Source organism: Bacillus sp. MT94, from assembly GCF_058792475.1.
The window spans coordinates 306,962-325,915 of record NZ_JBXAEZ010000004.1 but is presented as its reverse complement, the minus strand read 5'-3'; the positions used below and the strand labels follow the sequence as shown (position 1 = coordinate 325,915).

Sequence of the window (18,954 nt, the reverse complement as noted above, 5' to 3'; positions counted from 1 at the left end):
GATTACATAACTTGAAAATCATGGTAATATATAAAATGTTAATTTCATATATGAATATATACGTATAGGAGGAGAAATGATTTGTCAGATTTACAGACGAAGTTAGGTAGTGGAATGAATAAGTTACAAGAAGGAATAGAACAAGGGAAAATGAAGTTGCAAGTTGCACAAGAAATTGCTCAATTGAAAAAGGGAATGCAAGTGCAAATGCAGAAAAAAGCAGAGGTTCTATTAGAGGTTGGACAGCAAGTGTACGTTCAATTAAGAGGAAATGGAGTAAATGAAGCGAGTTTAAAAGAAATGATTGCTCCAGTTCAAGAATTTGATGTAGCTATTTATCAAGCAAGAAAACGCATTGTTGAATTGCAAAAACAACAAGGTGAAAAAGCTACATGTGAATGTGGTGGACCTTTATCAATAAATGATAAGTTTTGTGGTTCGTGTGGAAAGCCTAACCCAATGTTAGCAGTAGAAAATGAAGGTGAAACGGTAAATTGTATTTCATGTAATGAGCATATCGATAAAAACTCTACTTACTGTCCAGTTTGTGGAATTAAGCAAAGTGGGGAGTGAATTAAATGTATTGTCGCACATGTGGAAAACAACATGGTGAAGAAGTAAATTATTGTCCAAATGAAGGTAGTATGGAGATTGCAGGAGCTATAGATGCAATAACATTAGAAAAAGATACTGCAAAATACTGCAAAGGTTGTGGCAATGAAAATGCTCAAAAAAATTTATATTGTCAAAGGTGTGGGTATTCTTTATTTGTTGCGAAGAAAAAAGAACAATCTGTAAAATTGCCTACAATGGATGGAGCTCCTAAAGTTGAATTTAAAGCAGATAAAGCCGCTTTACAAAAAGGTTTTATTGGTGGGGCTGTTGCAAGTATTCTCATGTTAATTGCTGGTTGGATTGGTAGTTTATTATTTGCTTCTATGTTAAGTGAGATGTTTAGCAAATTTGCGAAAGAATTAGAAATGTTGCCGAATTTTTATTCGAGTGCAACTTCTACGATGTTAAGTTATCATTTACTGGGTTTTACAGCTAACGACGATAGTGGATTGATATTTTCTTTATCTTGGCATACTCCATTTACATTACTATTAATCATTCCATTTATTATTTTCGCTGGTACAGGAATTTGGTTAGGGAAGCAGCATGTTGCGAAAACGATTAAAGATCAAATTTTTATGGCATCAACAGTTGGTATTATTTATGGCGTCTTTTTATTCATTATAAGTTTTATAGCATCACAATCTTTTGCAATTCCATTCTCAGAAGCAGGTAAGATTACGGTTGGCTATTCAGCGATTAAGAGTTTATTGAGTGGTTTTGTATGTGGGACATTATTTACCTTATTAGGATTTATTGCTCATACAAGCAAAAACAATATGGCAGCAGCATTTCAAGAGTTAATGCCATATGGAGCGTCTGTTTATTACGGTGTTTCAGCTATGATAAAAGGACTTTTAGTAACAGCAGTAGCGGTTTGTATTATGGCGTTAGTAAGTAAGGAAGATGGTATTGAACCATTAAAAGAAATAACAACTTTAAAATCAGAAAGTACATTATTAGCATTAGAGTTAACACCTCAATTATGGAGTATGGCTCATTTTGCGCCGTTAGAAGTATCAAGTCCAGCACTTAGTAAGGAATTTACTGGAATTGGTAAGAAATCAAAAGCATATGAGAGCACACTATCGTTTTCATTTATATCAGGCGTCTCTGTAAATGGCGTAGAGCTCAGAGAGATATTGATTTCAAAAGGAGCAAATGAGGAAAGCCTTGCAGAATTTGATAAAGTGAATAACGTATTCCATTATGGTTTATTACTGCTTATTATTCCATTGTTCTTTATGTTTAGAGCGGGAAGAAAGTTAGCTAAATTACCGACTGCCAATATATATATTACATTAGCGGTATGCAGTGGTTCTTACACAATTATGATGATTATAATGAATATGATTTCTAAGTTCCAAATTAATGTTTCAGGAACTGTAACAGGTTTATTTGGAACAAGTGGAACGGTATTATCTATGCAAAATTCATTTATATATTTAACTTTGTTTAGCTTGATTGTGACATATGTAGCAGCATTTGCTGGAATGAAATTAGCTAAAAAATAGGAGGAGAGCACGTTGAAGTTTTGTGGAACATGTAAAAAGAACGTTGCAGACCATTTAAACTTTTGTCCTGAGTGTGGGAGTAAAGTAGAAGTAATCGTTGATAACACTGCTGCTTCATATACAGAATTACAAAGTGAGACAAAACCAGTGAAAAGTAAGAGGAATTTATTTTTAATCATTGGTTTTGCTATTATTGTTATTTTATTATTTGGGGCATATAAATTTGGAGCATATAAGTTTTCAAAAGAAAAGCAAGTAAATGTAATGATTGAAGCATTCCAAAAGAAAGATATTAACGCAATTGATGAGTTTGTGAAAGCAAATGATTCAAGTTTAAAGATTAAGACAGAGGATATTAAAGCGTACATGCGTTATTTAAAAGAGAATCCTTCTTACAACAAACAATTGTTGTCTTATTTACAGAAAGAGACAGTAGATCAAAAGTTAACAAAAGATAAACCTGCATTTAAAGACGGGGAAATAGTAGAAGAGGGAAAAGAGTGGTTCTTATATCCAAAGTATAAGTTCAGCATGAAATCTTATTATATGAATGTAAGTACAACTGCAAAGAATGCAGAAATATATGTGAATGACAAAAAAGAAACAGAGCTTTCTAGTGATAAAAATTCGAAAGAGTTGGGGCCATACTTCCCAGGTACATATGTTGTAAAGGCAACGGCGAAGACAGAACTTACTGAATTAGAAACAGAGAAAGAAGTAGATTTAGCGGATGAGCAGAGTGAGAAAGTGAAAATTGATTTATCGCTTGAAGGCAAGTATGTAAGCATTTCTTCTGATGAAAGTGATGCAACTGTATTTGTGAACGGGAAAAAACGTGGAAAATTAAGTTATGGAAGTTATAAGCTTGGTCCTGTATCCACAGATGAAACAGTAGAAGTACATTTAGAGAAAACTACTGATTTTGGTGTGATGAAATCTGAAAGTATTAAAATTGGAGACCAAAGCACGTATTACTTAAAATTCCCGAAAGAAACATCAAATTCAGCAGTGGGCGAATTTGTAAAAAATCATATTTATGATAACGTACGTGCAATTTCATTAAATGATTTTAGTTTAATTGAAAATAATTATGATAAGAGCGGGAAATCGTATAAGGAAGACCGTGATTATATACAGTATTTACACAAAAAAGGAATTACAGAAGACTTATTAACGATGGAAGTTCGTAATGTAGAGCGTCAAAGTGATACGAAATATAAAGTAACGACATATGAAGAGTATCACATTCGTTACGGTGATGGATCTGTGAAGTTCAAAAGTTTTAATAACGAACATATTGTAACTGTGAATGGAAATGGAAAGATGTTGTATCATTCTCTTGGTGCAAATAATACGTTGAAATCAGAAGATGTATCTGGTCCAACTCGTTAATATGAAAGAGGCTGTTCAATATTTGAACAGCCTCTTTATTTTGTAGCTAAATCGATATTTCGTGTAACCGTTGATATATCGTAAGTTATGATAGATATAATTGAAAAATCGTTGATATATTGCGATTTATGATAGATATATTCGGAAAATCGTTGATATATTTTTTTTAATTATGAGTGCGTTTCCTTTAATATCGATTGTACATACGAATCATGTAATATTTGCTCTATAATTGGCAACATATTTTGTTCAAATGGAATGTCGATAGGAAATGGTTTTTGAGAGCCTGGTTTTATTCCATATTGCACAATTTTGTAATGTGTATTGTTTTCAGACTTGAGCACAATTAACTTATAGCGATTATCATCGCCAGCGAGTGAGAAATCAATAGAAGTAGCGTTATATGTTACTTCATCTTTATATATGTACGGTTTTGGCGTACCAATCCAGTCTACTTTTGCTTGTACATTCATGGGCATAGCCTCCTTATGTGTATTATAAATAAATAAAAGCCAGCTCTCAATAAAGAGAACCGGCTTGTAATTTAGCAGTCATTGGTTATTTTAAAATTTTCACTTTAACAGTTTTGCGTCCCCATTTTTGAGCAGCACTATCTGATCCAAGTAAGATATCGATACGGTTACCTTTAATTGCACCACCAGTATCTCCAGCGATAGCTTCTCCGTAACCTTCTACCCATACTTTAGATCCTAATGGGATTACTTTCGGGTCAACAGCGATCATTTTCATGTTTGGATTCGCAGTTAAATCATGACCCATTGCAGTTAATACACGGCCGCCATATGTGCCACCGTTTTCGCTCGGGTGAGCTGTATATGCTGTAGCTACAACTGTTAACTCACGACCACCAGATGGTGTGCTAGTTTCAGCAGCTTTCACAGCAGGCTTAGCAGCTGGTTTTGCTTGTGCTGCAGGTGCTTGAGCCTTAGCTGGTGCTTCAGCTTTAGCAGGAACAGTCGTTTCTTGTTTCTCAATTACAGGTGCTGTACCTGTTAAGAAAGGAACATGAACATAAGCTGTTTTCCCGTTATATTCAAATTGTAACCACTCATTTTGTACTTGGTTCGTTGTTTCGATTACATCGTCTTTCTTCAACTTTCCAAGAATTTCTGAGTTTGTGTTCGCTTCAGCACGTACGTTTAATACGTTAGCTGTTACGTAGTAGATGCTTTTTGTGAACTCTGCACTTACGAATGCGTCTTTACCGTCTAAAGTAACTTTTGACCATCCGTTCTCTGTATTTTGAACATCTATCTTATTACCGTTTAGTAATTTACCGACAACTTTTGATTCCATAGTAGGGTTTTCGCGTACGTTTAGTACGTCTGTTGTTACAACAGTTTCTGCATTAGCAGATGATGTGAAAATCCCAAGACCAAAAACTGCTGCTGTTGCTATTCCAATTAATTTTTTCATGATAGCCTCCATTGCGTTTGTTTTCGTGTCCTCATTATAGCAACAGATTTTTTCGGATTTAGGGAAAACACACAATTACAAACCATTCGTAATAAGTCGTTAACATCCTGTAATATAACAAAAAATATAGGAAAGCGTTTTTCATTCTATATGACTCATAGGTTTCTAGTTATATTCAAAATATTTAATACAACATATTTTTTTCGTCGTAAATAAAAATATTACAGGAATGTTACATGATGTTTACTAAACGATTACATTCCTTGAGTATTTTACCGTTTTATGGGTAATATAGTTATATAAACATAAACATTTTGTTTGTGAATCTATAAACACGTGCTATATACTAGTAAAAAAACCGCATAATTGTTACAAAACGAAAGGGTTGCAAGGAAGAACTTTGCCCTTTTTTACATATGTAACACATCCTTTTTTAGGAAAATACATTCCTATCCGCGTTTTTCTCACACAATTTGACAGCAGTATTTCTAACTTGTAGCTCTTGCAGAGTGAAAAGGTTATACGAAAGGTAAGGCTGTCCATAAGAATTCGAATTGGTGAAGGTGAAAGTAAGAAAATCACCGCAAAATTATAGTTTTCTATCCGATTTTACATATCGGAATTTATGTTATTTACAAAAACGAAACCTACGAAGGGGGATTTGATGAGGAAACTGACAAAAACATTCATCGTTTCATTAACATTATGTATTGCATTTACAATTTGGGGGATTATTCCCGAATCTATTATTGGAAAAGGTAGCTTAGGAAATGTAACAACCGCAATTCAAACGGCATTAGTTAGTAAGTTTGGATGGTTTTATATTATTTCCGTTTCTATTATTTTAGGTGTATCTATCTTTTTAATTGTTTCGAAATACGGTTCTATTCGTTTAGGTAAAGATGATGACGAACCTGATTATAGTTATATGACATGGTTTGCTATGTTATTTAGTGCTGGTATGGGTATTGGCTTAGTTTTCTGGGGCGTTGCCGAACCATTAAACCATTTATACGCACCTCCGTTTGGGGATAGTGCAACTGAGGAAAGTGCGCGCCTTGCACTGCGTTTTTCATTTTTCCATTGGGGATTACATCCTTGGGGACTATATGCGTTTGTAGCGTTATGTATTGCTTACTTTACCTTTAGAAAAGGAAAAGCAAGTACGATTAGTGCGACAGTAGGCCCGTTATTTAAGGGCGGGGAACACGGGCGTATTGCTCATTCATTTGATGTGTTAGCTGTTTTCGCAACTGTGTTTGGTGTTGCAACATCATTAGGTCTCGGTGCAAAACAAATTGCAGGTGGTGTTAGTTATTTAACATCTATCCCGAACTCATTAACGACTCAGTTAGTTATTATTGCAATCGTAACAGTATTATTTATGTTATCTGCGCAAACAGGTCTTGATAAAGGAATTAAATATTTAAGTAATACGAATATTATTTTTGCGTTTGCACTTATGATTATTGTATTATTTGCGGGTCCAACAAACTTTATTATGAATTACTTCACTTCAACAATCGGTTCTTATATTCAGGAATTACCAAGCATGAGCTTCCGTTTAAGTCCATTAGACGAAGGTGGAAACCAATGGATTCAATCGTGGACAATTTTCTATTGGGCATGGTGGATTGCATGGTCACCATTCGTAGGTACGTTTATTGCTCGTGTTTCACGAGGTCGTACGATTCGTGAGTTTGTTATCGGTGTGTTACTTGTGCCGACCGTAATTGGTGCACTTTGGTTCTCTGTGTTCGGCGGTACTGGTATTCATATGGAGCTGTTTGGTGATGCACATATCTTCGACAAAGTGAAAGAAATGGGAACAGAAGTAGGATTATTCGCTATGTTCGATCAGATGGGCAGCTTTGGATCAGCTTTATCGGTTTTAGGTATTTTACTTATTGCAACATTCTTTATTACATCTGCAGACTCTGCAACATTCGTTTTAGGGATGTTAACGACACATGGTAGTTTAAACCCACCAAATCGTATTAAAATGATTTGGGGTATCGTTCTAGCCGCGATAGCTTCTACGCTATTATATATTGGCGGATTAGAAGCCTTACAAACGGCAGCTATCATTGCAGCATTCCCGTTCGTCTTTGTTATTTTCTTTATGATGGCAGCATTATTTAAAGAGTTACAAAAAGAAGGACGTATGAAGCGTCATTAATAATAGAAGGAAAAGAGCTGATTTCATATCAGCTCTTTTTTTATCCCTCTATTTGCTGAGCAGTAAGAACCCCACCTCAAAATTCAGCAAAAGCAAATAAGTCGAGCTGCTTGTAAAAGCCCGATTGGTGATGGCTAATGAAAGTTTCACTTTATATAGAAGGAATTTGAAATGCGGGTAGGGGAAATAAAATACTTTACCATATAAGTAGTATGCCTTTTATACGAAGAAAAAACGATAGGTTTCGACAATATTCGATACCTTACGAATTCTATTCGTATTTTTGTCAAAAATATGTCGGAAATGTGTTGTCACGTTTATATATATGTGCTATATTATTTCCTGTAAGCGATTTCAAATAGTTTTAAAGCGCATTCAAGGGGGACATCTAGAATAATGAAACGTTACGAAAGAAAGTGGAAGCATATTTGTTTGAAACGTGTGGCACATCGTAGTGTCCAAGAAAGCACGGAACCTAAGACTGAAACGCGCAAAGAACAGCAAGAGAAGCAATTGGTTCTACAAAAATAGCAATCACTTTTTCGTATATAAATGAAGGTCGATCGTTCGTTGGGGGATGGACGTGAAATTACTTTCAGCTAAGGGGTATTGTCTGATATATAATTTATACGGCAATAAATAAGCACAGAGCATACGGCGCTCTGTGCTTATTTTTATTTATCTTTTTTAAATCGAACTGTCTTATCCCAGCCAATGACCTGTTTCTTGCTCTTCGCACGTAAGTATAAGATTAAGCTGCGAATAAATAAGTACGTAAAGAGCTGTGCGTACGTAAAGTACATAATAACGCTAATAAAAATATTAGTCGGTGTAAAGGTTCGTTCGACACTCTGGGCACTAAATAATTGAGAAACATATGTAATATATGCGACATACCACATAAATAGTAGCGGAATGCTATATTGAATTTGGAATATCCCGAGTAGCCCAATTACAAACCAAACGTTCGAAATGATTAGGAATAGCCAAAATACAACATACACTAGAACTTGTTGTAAGGAATGGACGAGAAGTTTTCCTTTAAAGAAACTTAATGATGAGAACATTTTTTCTAAAATGTATAAATTCCCTTGGAGCCAACGTGTACGTTGTTTAATAAGGATTTTTAAATGCTCTGGTTCTTGTTCCCAAGTAACTGATTCTGGGACGATTGGTAAGAGATAACCTTTTTGTGTAATTCGTAATGTTAATTCGGCATCTTCTGCAATTGCATAAGGGTCATAGCCACCAAGCTCTTCTAGTGCAGAGCGACGAAGAAGCATGTTTGTTCCTGTCAGTGAGCCTGTTTGGAATAGTAACCAGCGTCCAGATTGCATAAGGAGCTGGAAGATTTGAAATTCTAGCGAAATCATTCGCGTCAGCCAGTTTCTTTTTTCGTTTACTGTACGAACATGTCCAACAGCCCCAACAGCATCTTCAGTTGTTTCAGCGTGCTCTACAAGCATTCGCAGTGCGTGTGGTTCAGGTTGGTTATCTGCATCGTACACACAGAAGTATTCACCATCTGAAATACTAAGGCCGTAGTTTAATACGCGTGATTTACCCTTCGGTTCACCGGACGGAACACGAATGTGACGAATGTGGGCATAAGCTTTGTCGAAATCATCGCCGATTTCAGGTGTTTCATCTTGAGAGTTATCATTTAATAGATAAATGGTTAGCTTTCCTGGATATTCAATCTTCGCCATTGCCTCTAAAGTATCTTTAATAACGACCCCTTCATTATGAGCAGGGATGAAAATATCAACGCTCGGATAATGTTCTAGCGTACGATCTTTTCGTTTACTATTTCGGTGAATTAAGCCCGCGATTGTTAAGAAAGAGTAGTAAACGAGTAAGCCAGAGAATAGAAAGGCCGTAAAAATAAGAACATATTTAATTGAAAATGTGATACTGATCCAAAAAACGAGTACGCAAAACAGAAGAAATAAAAGAAGTATAACGAGAGTCATCATAACAATGTCTGTCCTTTGTTTCCAATTTGCTCACGTGAAATTTTTATATCTCGGATTGCTTCAGCTGCAAGCCATTGCTCCATTTTTGGCTTTAGGCGGTTCATTACAATATCAGCACCAGCTTCATTTGTGTTTTGTAATAAAATAACTAGCGTATTATTATCATATTCAGCAGCAAGGTCAAAATCATTCCTTACGGTTTCAACTAATAAGGAAGCTACACGGTCCATAACACTTTCCTTCGTATATTTACTAAAGGAAGTGAAATCAAAGTAAACAATAAAGCCTGTTTCGTTACGACGATTCATTGCAGTCGTTAATAAAGCTTGGCGTCTCTCGAATTCTTGTCTCGTTAGTAATTTTGATTCTCCAATATATTGTTCCAACGTTCTCACACGCTCAGTCAAAGTTTTATTTTCATGAATCACTTTTTTCAATAGGTGAGTTGTTATGTATACAATGAAGAAGTTAGCTGCCATCAGGAAGTGGGTAATCATATATTGCCATTGAACTGATGTACTCCATAAATGAAGCCATGCTTCATAAAATAAATAAAATACGGAAATGATGGTTCCTAGTATGAAGAAAATAAATGCTGTTTTGTCAGCTAAAAATAAGAATAGTACATTTACGATTACGTATATTATTGTAAAAATGAGCGCATGCTCATAATTCGTCACATGTACAGTAGTAAAATAAAATACAATTTGTAGAATCCACATAGAGAGGATTTTATAGAACTTATCTTTCACAAAACTTTCCTCCTTAAAGCTATTTCATCCATAGATACTTGTAGTATGCGCAATTATTAAGAAATTGACTATGTCGTTAAATTCTTTTGAAGGGCAACAACAAGTAGTATTTCTATTTTCATCAGAAAAATAAAAAGATCTAAACATTATTGTATCATAATGTTCTTATATTTGGGATAAGGTGGTTGATAGATATATATAATACGTTTGGATTGCATGAAAAAAGTCTTCTCTTGGAGAAAGAGAAGACTCTATATAAGTTTATAGGAACATCATACCTGCAACTGCTGCGTTTAAGAAGTTCGCTAATGTACCAGCGATAACTGCTTTAATCCCTAATTGTGCAATTTGTTTACGGCGAGTAGGAGCTAAAGTTCCTGTTACACCTAATTGAATTGCGATAGAAGAGAAGTTTGCGAATCCACAGATTGCAAATGTTAAAATTAGATTTGTTTTGTCAGAGAACTCTGCCATGTGTGGCCCTAAGTTTGCGTATGCAACGAATTCGTTGATTGCAAGTTTTTGACCGATAAAGCTTGCTGCTTGTACAGCTTCACCTGGAGAAACACCGATTAAGATTGCAAATGGTGATAATAAGTAACCGAAGATTAAATCAAGGCTAAGTTTAATATCGAACCAAGAACCAACCCATCCTAATAATCCATTTAATAAAGCGATTAATGCGATGAAAGCCATTAACATTGCTGCTACGTTAATAACAAGTTGCATACCTTCAGATGCACCGCGTGCAGCTGCATCGATAACGTTTGCATCTTCACGTTCTGTAGAAAGTTCAACGTTATTATCTACTTTTTCTGTCTCTGGCATGATTAGTTTTGCAATTAATAAGCTTGATGGAGCTGCCATAATTGCAGCTGCTAATAAGTGCTCTAACGGAATACCCATTGCTGCATAGCCGACAAGAACGGATCCAGCAACAGCTGTCATACCGCTTACCATAATAGTGAAGAATTCACTATTTGTTAAGCGTGCTAAGTAAGGTTTAATTAAAATTGGAGCTTCAGTTTGTCCTAAAAATACAGTCGTTACTGAGTTTAAGCTTTCTGCTTTAGAAGTACCAAGAAGTTTACTTAATGCACCACCAACGACGCTAACAAATTTCTGCATAATACCGAAATGATATAAGATTGCTACTAATGAACTAATAAATACGATTGGAAGTAGTGCTTGAATAAAGAATACAAATCCCCAAGGTCCTTTTGCGTTGACTAAATCCCCAGCAACGAACTTAATTCCCTCGTAAGAAAAATTAATTAATCCTTGAACACCGTCAGCAGCGTGTTTTAAACCTGCTTTACCAGCATCCCATCGTAATACGATAAATGAAAATGACATTTGTAATGCTAGCGCAATTAAAATTGTGCGCCAATTAATAGCTTTGCGGTTGGAAGATAGTAAGAAAGCAATTGCTAATACTCCAATCACGCCGCCAATTCCCCATAAAAGATTCATGCAGTGTATGCTCCTTCCTCATAGTAAAAAAAGTGTATAAACCAGTTGTCTATACTTTTGCGAATATACATCTTAAGTAACTTATCATAATGGACATCGGAGGTCAAACGTCTAACGAAAAGTTTAAATAAAAAGAAAATTCTTCAAAAAAACACATATGAAATGAATGGACATGAAATAGGTTATGTTTTTTATGAGAATATATACATTATGATAACGTTATGGATTATTTTTGCAGAATAAAGTGTATGAAATGGAAGAATGGATACATTATTTTTATAGAGAGAAGGTAGGAGAAAGGGAGTAATATGTTGAACTCATAGCAAAAAGCCTTCTAGTAAACTAGAAGGCTTGGAAACTATTAATTAAGGTGCTTTCGTGTATCCTAAGAAGTGGCTCTTCCAATAAGAGTTACTTAATGAAGCGATTGCTACACCTTTATCTCCAGCTTGGATAAATGATCCGCCCCCAAGGTAAATACCCATGTGAGAAGGACCTGATTTATAAGTGTTTTGGAAATAAATTAAGTCACCTGGTTGTGGATTTGAAGTTTGTGGTAGGCTACTCCAATATCCCGCAACACTTTGACGGCTAATGTTATGACCAAATTTCTTAAATACGTGGTAGATGTAGCCACTGCAGTCTACGCCGTTAGCAGAAGTTCCGCCCCAAACGTATGGTACACCTTGCATTGATTTTGCATATGCAAGTACGGAAGAACTGTCGCCACTATTATTGCCTGTATTATTATTGTTGTTATTGTTTTGATTGTTATTTTGGTTATTGTTAGGCTTATTATCTACTGCGCCTCCAACTGGTGTTTTAGATAGGTAACGTGTTCCGATATAACCATTTTGACCGTTGTAGTTAATTTTGCTCCATCCAGAGTTTTCAGAGATTACTTGAACCTTCTGACCTTGTGGAAGTGCGCCTATGATTCTATAATTTGTACCTTCGCCGCTACGTACATTTAGTGCAGAAGCATTAATGTAATAGTCGCCAATTGCACCTTGGTTAGGTTTTTCAGGTTGTTTTGGTTGCTCAGGAGTAGTAGTGCCACCTTTAACGAATTTTACAAATTCGCTACTAACAAATCCTGTTTTTCCTTGGTAATTTACTTTAAACCAACCGTTTTCAGATCCAACTACGTTTAATGTTGTACCGTTTAAAACGCCACCAATTACACTATGGTAAGCGGCAGGGCCTGTACGAACACGTAAAGATGTAGCGTTAACTACGTAAGAACCACCAGTTTGAATAGTTCCATTATTATTGTTTTGCTCTTGTTTGTTGCCTTCTGTAACGTTTTCGTTAGAACCGCCTTTTGTTACGTAGTCTTTGCTTATATAAGCAGTTTGTCCTGCGTAATTGATTTTGAACCAATCTTGAACTTCGCCGACAACTTGTACTACTTGTCCTTTTTTGACAGAACCTACAGTTGTGTGAGAAGTGCTAGGACCTGTACGAACGCGAAGGGAAGATACATTTACTGTATAGTTTCCGCTTGCTGGTTTTACTTCTTGGTTGTTATTATTCGTATTGTTGTTTGAAGAACCCCCATTAGAAGAAACGCCAGATACGAATTCGCCACTTACATAACCTACTTGTCCATTATGGTTAATTTTCACCCAACCATTTTCTTGTCCAATTACGTTTAATGTTTGTCCTTCATATACACGTCCAGAAACAGAACTAGAAGTGTTAGGAGCTGTACGTACACGTAATACATCAGCAGTAACTTTATTGTTTCCACCTGTGCTTACATTGTTGTTTGCTGCTCCACTTTTTGATACAAATTCGCCACTAACAAAGCCTGTTTTTCCGTTAATGTTAATTTTGAACCAACCATTTTCTTCGCCAATCACGTTTAGTGATTGACCGCTATAAACGCGTGAGATGATGTCGTGAGAAGTGCTTGATCCTGCACGAACATGTAATACGCTCGCGTTTACCTTATAAGATGAGTCGTTTGATGCAGAAGCTTGGACAGTTGTAGCAGCTTTTTGTGTATTTTGTTCAGGTGCAGCTTGAACACTATCAAGTGTAGGTGCTGCTCCCCCTGCTACAGACACTGCCGCAAGACCGGCAAGGTACTTTTTCATAATTTGTCGATTCCTTTCTGTCTGTAATGTAGTGAAGAAATATTTACCAACTGTTAAAAATTCTAAAGAGCATGTCGATTACTGTCAAGACTTATATAGGAATCTGAATATGACAAAAAGATTACAAGAAAAAAATCAAGGCATAAAATTACACCTTGATTTCCATTTAAATGCATATATTGAATATGAAAGGACAGAAATTATTCGTGTTTAAGAAGATGCCATATTGGATTGTAACAAGATTTGATTAAAAGATTTTTGCAGTTTTTTGGTGATAGGTCCAACTTGCCCATCTTGAATCGCGGTTCCATCAAGGTGGGTCATTGGTAAAATTTCAATCGTTGTGCCTGTAAAAAAGCATTCATCTGCTTGATAAACGTCACGAACGCTGAAAAGTTCTTCCTGTACAGGAATGTGAAGAGTATTCGCTAAAGAAAGGACATATTGACGAATAATACCATTTAAAATAAGGTGATTGGCTGGATGTGTGTAAAGAGTTCCGTTTTTAATTAAGAAGAAGTTGGAATGGCTTCCTTCCGTTACAATACCATTCCTTACGAGAAGTGCCTCTTTACAGCCTTTCCGTTCAGCTTTCGTAGCAGCTAGTACGTTTGGTAATAAATTTAATGATTTAATGTCACAGCGTAGCCATCGTGTATCGGGTTCTGATATAGCGCGTATACCATATTCGATCCATAACGCTGGCCTTTCTTTTTTTGTAATATAGGCATAAATTGTCGGAGGGTTGTCATATGAAAATATATGTGTGCGAGCTTGTACACCGCGAGATACTTGCAAATAAATTGTGCCATCTTCGTGGAAATGGTTTCTTTCAATTAATTTGTAAAGTAAAGTGATGAGTTCAGCTTTTGAGAAAGGGAGCGATAATTCTATTTCTTCCATGGATCGATATAATCTCGTTATGTGCGGATCTAATAAGTGAAAGTTCCCTTTATATAGGCGAATAACCTCGTAGACACCATCTCCGAACTGCAAACCTCTTTCTTCAAGTTCTATGTACGTTTGTTGTTTTGTTGTATCAATAACTTCATCATTCCAAAGTACAAATTTTTCGTATGCCAATTTCCGTCCCATCCTTTCGTAAGTACGTAAGTAACGTGAAACTTTCATTCATGCGAGATAAGAATCACTATAGTAATTTTTATGTAAGTAATTCTCTACATATGCCCGTAAATGCCCGATTGGTGAGGGCTGATTAAAGTTTCACTTTACAGCATTTTGTATATACAAATTCGAAAATAAGAATGAGAATCCTGCTTTTAAATAAAAAAAAGCAACATTCTTATGGAATGCTGCACAAGGAGGGTAGCTATCTTTCGTAGGGACATTGTCTCGTTGAATGCTTTGTGTATGGAAACAAAACATGTTGAAAGACAATTATAAGAAAGTAGAAACAAAAGATTTACACATTTCTTTAAGGGATCTTACGAAAGATGAGAGATAAGAAATATGTAGAACCTTGTTTACATATTTTATTATAGAGATTCTCCATTAACACTATGTGAATATTTGGTAAAGGTTATGTAATTTTAAAGTTAATGAATATAAGTAGTTGTATGGAAGAAAATAAAAAAAGAGGCTGAGATTACTCAGCGCTCTTCTTTTCTTCTTTAATAGCTGTTTTTACTTCACCAGTTTTGATCTTATTACTTTCAGAGAAGCGAAGTAAGTCACCTTCAATGATTTTATCAGACATGTTCAATTCATTTTGGGCACGATCAATTAGTGGTTGAGATTCTTCTTTCGGTAATTGTACAACTTCGCCAGTAGCACGGTCGTAGAATGTACTGTTTGTGTACATGTATTTATCTGTAACGAAGCTACCGTCACGAAGAACAACAAATCCTTTATTATCAGGTGAGAATACATCATGACCGAATCGAACGTCATTTGTAGAATCTACACCAAGTAAGTTTAGAATAGTTGGTTTAATGTCAATTTCACCAGTTGGTTTCGAAATTGTTTTACCTTCTTTTTGACCTGGAACGTGAATAAACATCGGTGTTTTTTGTAAGTTCATATGGTCAAATGCAGTGATTTCTTCTTTTCCTAAGAACTGTGCCATTGCACGGTTATGGTTTTCAGAAATACCGTAGTGGTCACCGTAGAATACGATTACTGAGTTGTCGTAAATACCTTCTGCTTTTAGACGCTCAATAAAGTGTTTCATTGCTTCGTCTAAGTAACGAGCAGTTACCATGTAACGGTCAAATACTCCATCACCAGAATTATATTCGTCGATTAATTTTGTACTGTCATCGTAAGTGAATGGGTAATGATTCGTTAAAGTAAGGAAGCGAGTATAAAATGGTTGCTTCACTTCTTTCAACATATCAATAGATTGATCGAAGTATTCGATATCTTTTAATCCCCAGTTTAATTTTGTTTCCGGCGTAATCTTGTAATCAAGCTCGTTGTAGTAACGATCATAACCAAGTGCTGGATACATAATGTTACGGTTCCAGAATGTTGCGTTGTTTGCGTGGAATACCGACGTGTGATACCCTTGCTGACGTAAAATTTCTGGAGTTGCTGTATATTCATTGTTACCGTGTGTGAAGAATACAGCACCGCGGTCTAGTGGATATAAAGAAGTATCTACTAGGAATTCAGCATCAGATGTTTTACCTTGCCCAGTTTGATGGAAGAAGTTATCAAAGTAATAACTTTCTTTCGTAAATTGGTTTAAGAATGGTGTAACTTCTTGTCCGTTAACTGTTGCGCCAATTAAGAATGTTTGTAATGACTCAAGAGAGACAACAATTACGTTTTTCCCTTTTGCAGTACCGAACATATTTGGATCTGGTTTACTTTGTGTTGTTTTCACGTAGTTTTCTGTTTCTTGTAATTTACTACCGTCAGCGAATGCTTTTTGTGAACTTGATTTCGCTTGTAAGCCAAGATCGTATACTTGGTGTACATATAATCCTAAGTTTTTAACAAGCATAACGCGGTCGAATGAACGTGTTAATAGTTCTGGGCGTTCAGCTTCTGCAAGTCCTAAGTTTGCGAAGAAAATAGCAACTGTTGATACGAAGTATAGAGAACGCATCGGGCGTGCTACACGCTCTGTAGGTGCAAAGTTTTTCATTTTCTTCAATAGAACGAAGAATATGATAATGTCTGCAAATGCAAGAATAATTTTGTAGTTAAATAATTCTTTCACACTAGAACCTAAACTTCCGAAGTTAGATGTTTGTCCGAGTACTGGTAAAGTAACGAAGTCATTGTAGAATCCGTAGAACATTACGTTACCAACAAGAACGATTGTTAAGATAAAATTAATTCCAAGTGCTATATAGTTACGTTTTTTCCCTTTTGCAAATAATGCAAGACCAACAAGCAGTAATGATGCTGCTAATGGGCTAAGGAATAAAATGAATTCTTGCATGAAAGATTCAAGTTTTAAATCAAAGCTTGTGCGTGTAATAATGTAAGTTTTCAGCCATAAGGCTAATGCTACGAATACAGTGAAACGCACATTTTGAAATTGTGATTTCAAGGTTTCTTTCATTCATTTCCACCCTTTCTCTATCAGGCTTGGTCGATTTTGGAGCGAAAAATGCTAAAATAAAAAATACATAGTTTTCTTGGCCATAATTAAAGGTTCTATATTCACCCATATACGACTATAACTATGCATACCCTTTTGGTTTCTTTTGTTGCTCATAAGCATAACGTCATTTCTGTATTATACAACAAAATTCATTTCTGAGAAACACTATAACATTTTACATTTTTTGTATAAGATTTGTCACTACCAGAGAAAACTTTAACATTCGTTTATATGTCCGTCAACTAGAAAATATAACAAAGATAGAGCAGAATGTTAAGTAGAAGTGAAAATTTTCTTTGTTGAGAAATAAGAAACGAAGATGGGTAAGGGTTATCTAGAAATCTATTATATGAAGGAAATTGTGTAAAAATTAACGAACACTTGTTCTTTTTCGGTTTGTTTGTTACAATGAAAGTTCATTGATAGGTTTTGTGTAATTTCTATGAACTTTTACTGATAACATATTGTAGCTTATTTCTTTTTAAAAATAGGGAGGCTTTTACATGAAACAAAAATTTTCAGTTGAAGCGTTTTGGAAGAAAGTAAAACATGTTGCAAAGCAAGCAGGGCAGTCGGTCATTTATACAAGTTTATTACTGTTTTACGTTTTGCAAAGACCCGATGTTCCAAAACGAGTGAAAATTATTGTAATTGGAGCACTTGCTTATTTTATTGCACCGATTGATGCGATTCCAGATTTCATTGCTGGAATTGGCTATACGGATGATTTAGGGGCGTTAACGGCCGCACTAATACAGGTGTCGTTATACGTCAATGAAGATGTGAAAGATAAGGCACGAGTGAAGTTGGCAGAATGGTTTGGTTCGGATATAGACACAACATTTATCGATCAGAAATTAGGTCAATAGGTGAAACCTGTCATAAGGTGACAGGACGAACGTAAGCGAGGAAGTGCATTATGCCATCAGGAAGAACGCATACGAAAATAAACTTAATATCCCTTCCGGTTGTTTTGTTTTTGCTTTTTTCGTATGGATTAACAAATTTTGATTTTTTATTAACTTTTGCAATTGGTTTTTTAGTAGGTACTTCATTTTTAACACCGGATTTAGATACGTACAGTAATGCTTATAACAAATGGGGTTTCTTACGTATATTTTGGTATCCTTATAAAAAAGTAATGCCGCATCGATCTTTCTTTACGCATACGATTATACTTGGTGATGTGATTCGTATTGCGTACATGTTAATCGTCTTTTCTCCATTTTTATTCCTATTAAATGTAATCGCACTGGATGGTAATTTAATAGAAATTGCGAAGAAACATGAGGTTGAAATTGTAACGTTCTTAATGGGAATTGTTGTGGCAAGTACGCTCCACATTATAGCGGATAAAGTGAATACGCGCCGAAAGAAAATGATGAGAAAAAAGAAGAAACGCAGAAGATAAAGTGAACGGAAAAGGACCCTTGCAATTTGCAAGGGTCCTTTTTTAAACAAACGTTTGTTTAAAATTAAGCTTTCAGTACTTTAATTCCTTTTACAATGTTCCAGATGAAGTAGTATAAGCTGATGATTCCGCAAATAGCTAAGACAATCATTGATCCAATTCCAAGTGTTACATCTGGTTGATCAGATCCAAGACCCATAATTCCTAAAATAGTTAAGCCAATGAATGTAGCGATACTTGGAATGATGTGTGTCCATAGAGCACGTTTTGCATGTGGTTTTGTTTCAGCGTCTCCTACAATCCAAACGATAATAGGGAATAAGATAGGGGCAAATAGTACACTAAAGTATGATAACGCAGCTAATATTTTATTTCCGTTCATATATATCACCTCATGAATAATTTCTGTTGTTATACTATTATTATGCAATAATTTTGGCAAACTTCCTATCGATGAACATTACAAGAACGTGACGATTTTGTAAGATTTCCTGTTAAATAATAAAATTTTCAAAAAAATCTTTTT

15 protein-coding genes are annotated in these 18,954 nt (G+C 35.4%); 6 read left to right on the top strand and 9 right to left on the bottom strand.

What is annotated here, in order from left to right; genetic code table 11:
* Window positions 1–81: 81 nt before the first annotated feature.
* From AC1Q51_RS16845 to AC1Q51_RS16835, 3 genes are read left to right on the top strand one after another with little or no spacing between them, the layout of a single operon-like run.
* Window positions 82–573 carry a zinc ribbon domain-containing protein gene (locus AC1Q51_RS16845; protein WP_001281749.1) on the top strand — a complete coding sequence of 164 codons (492 nt, stop codon included), beginning with the start codon at window positions 82–84 and terminating at the stop codon, window positions 571–573.
* Window positions 574–578: 5 nt separating this feature from the next.
* On the top strand, window positions 579–2,129 hold the full coding sequence (locus AC1Q51_RS16840; protein WP_492331610.1) for a zinc ribbon domain-containing protein: 1,551 nt from the start codon (window positions 579–581) through the stop codon (window positions 2,127–2,129).
* 12 nt (window positions 2,130–2,141) lie between these two features.
* Complete coding sequence (locus tag AC1Q51_RS16835; RefSeq protein WP_090978561.1) at window positions 2,142–3,521, top strand: zinc ribbon domain-containing protein; 1,380 nt, start codon at window positions 2,142–2,144, stop codon at window positions 3,519–3,521.
* Between the two features lie 170 nt (window positions 3,522–3,691).
* On the opposite strand, the gene AC1Q51_RS16830 is transcribed toward AC1Q51_RS16835, so the two are convergent.
* Window positions 3,692–3,994 (bottom strand): DUF3910 family protein, encoded by a 303-nt coding sequence (locus AC1Q51_RS16830; RefSeq protein ID WP_088025154.1) that lies wholly within the window; start codon window positions 3,992–3,994, stop codon window positions 3,692–3,694.
* An 85-nt stretch (window positions 3,995–4,079) separates the two neighbouring features.
* The gene (locus AC1Q51_RS16825) at window positions 4,080–4,958 is read right to left on the bottom strand and encodes a cell wall-binding protein EntA (protein ID WP_098508387.1); all 879 of its coding nucleotides are present in this window, start codon (window positions 4,956–4,958) and stop codon (window positions 4,080–4,082) included.
* Window positions 4,959–5,622: 664 nt separating this feature from the next.
* On the opposite strand from AC1Q51_RS16825, the gene opuD reads away from it, so the two are divergent.
* Window positions 5,623–7,137 (top strand): glycine betaine transporter OpuD, encoded by a 1,515-nt coding sequence (gene opuD, locus AC1Q51_RS16820; protein WP_001229103.1) that lies wholly within the window; start codon window positions 5,623–5,625, stop codon window positions 7,135–7,137.
* 674 nt (window positions 7,138–7,811) lie between these two features.
* On the opposite strand, the gene AC1Q51_RS16815 is transcribed toward opuD, so the two are convergent.
* From AC1Q51_RS16815 to AC1Q51_RS16790, 6 genes are all read right to left on the bottom strand, one after another.
* Window positions 7,812–9,113 (bottom strand): glycosyltransferase family 2 protein, encoded by a 1,302-nt coding sequence (locus tag AC1Q51_RS16815; RefSeq protein ID WP_000988755.1) that lies wholly within the window; start codon window positions 9,111–9,113, stop codon window positions 7,812–7,814.
* Window positions 9,110–9,865 (bottom strand): nucleotidyl cyclase domain-containing protein, encoded by a 756-nt coding sequence (locus AC1Q51_RS16810; RefSeq protein ID WP_000653228.1) that lies wholly within the window; start codon window positions 9,863–9,865, stop codon window positions 9,110–9,112. The genes AC1Q51_RS16815 and AC1Q51_RS16810 overlap by 4 nt, the downstream gene beginning before the upstream one ends.
* A 261-nt stretch (window positions 9,866–10,126) precedes the next feature.
* Window positions 10,127–11,338, bottom strand: a complete 1,212-nt coding sequence (locus AC1Q51_RS16805) for a NupC/NupG family nucleoside CNT transporter (RefSeq protein ID WP_001051020.1) — start codon at window positions 11,336–11,338, stop codon at window positions 10,127–10,129.
* A 365-nt stretch (window positions 11,339–11,703) separates the two neighbouring features.
* Entirely contained in the window at window positions 11,704–13,440 is a 1,737-nt protein-coding gene (locus AC1Q51_RS16800; RefSeq protein ID WP_098566681.1) for a C40 family peptidase, read from the bottom strand.
* A 210-nt stretch (window positions 13,441–13,650) separates the two neighbouring features.
* Window positions 13,651–14,535, bottom strand: coding sequence for a D-amino-acid transaminase (locus AC1Q51_RS16795; protein WP_074593743.1), 885 nt, complete (start codon window positions 14,533–14,535; stop codon window positions 13,651–13,653).
* 511 nt (window positions 14,536–15,046) lie between these two features.
* On the bottom strand, window positions 15,047–16,975 hold the full coding sequence (locus AC1Q51_RS16790) for an LTA synthase family protein (RefSeq protein ID WP_000665343.1): 1,929 nt from the start codon (window positions 16,973–16,975) through the stop codon (window positions 15,047–15,049).
* A 545-nt stretch (window positions 16,976–17,520) separates the two neighbouring features.
* Between AC1Q51_RS16790 and AC1Q51_RS16785 the strand changes: the two genes are divergently transcribed.
* Window positions 17,521–17,886 carry a YkvA family protein gene (locus tag AC1Q51_RS16785; RefSeq protein WP_000810378.1) on the top strand — a complete coding sequence of 122 codons (366 nt, stop codon included), beginning with the start codon at window positions 17,521–17,523 and terminating at the stop codon, window positions 17,884–17,886.
* 50 nt (window positions 17,887–17,936) lie between these two features.
* Window positions 17,937–18,428, top strand: a complete 492-nt coding sequence (locus tag AC1Q51_RS16780) for a metal-binding protein (RefSeq protein ID WP_001139059.1) — start codon at window positions 17,937–17,939, stop codon at window positions 18,426–18,428.
* Window positions 18,429–18,492: 64 nt separating this feature from the next.
* Here the strand turns inward: AC1Q51_RS16780 and AC1Q51_RS16775 are convergent, their stop codons facing one another.
* Complete coding sequence (locus tag AC1Q51_RS16775) at window positions 18,493–18,810, bottom strand: magnetosome magnetite crystal formation protein family (RefSeq protein WP_001014092.1); 318 nt, start codon at window positions 18,808–18,810, stop codon at window positions 18,493–18,495.
* Between the last annotated feature and the right edge of the window lie 144 nt (window positions 18,811–18,954).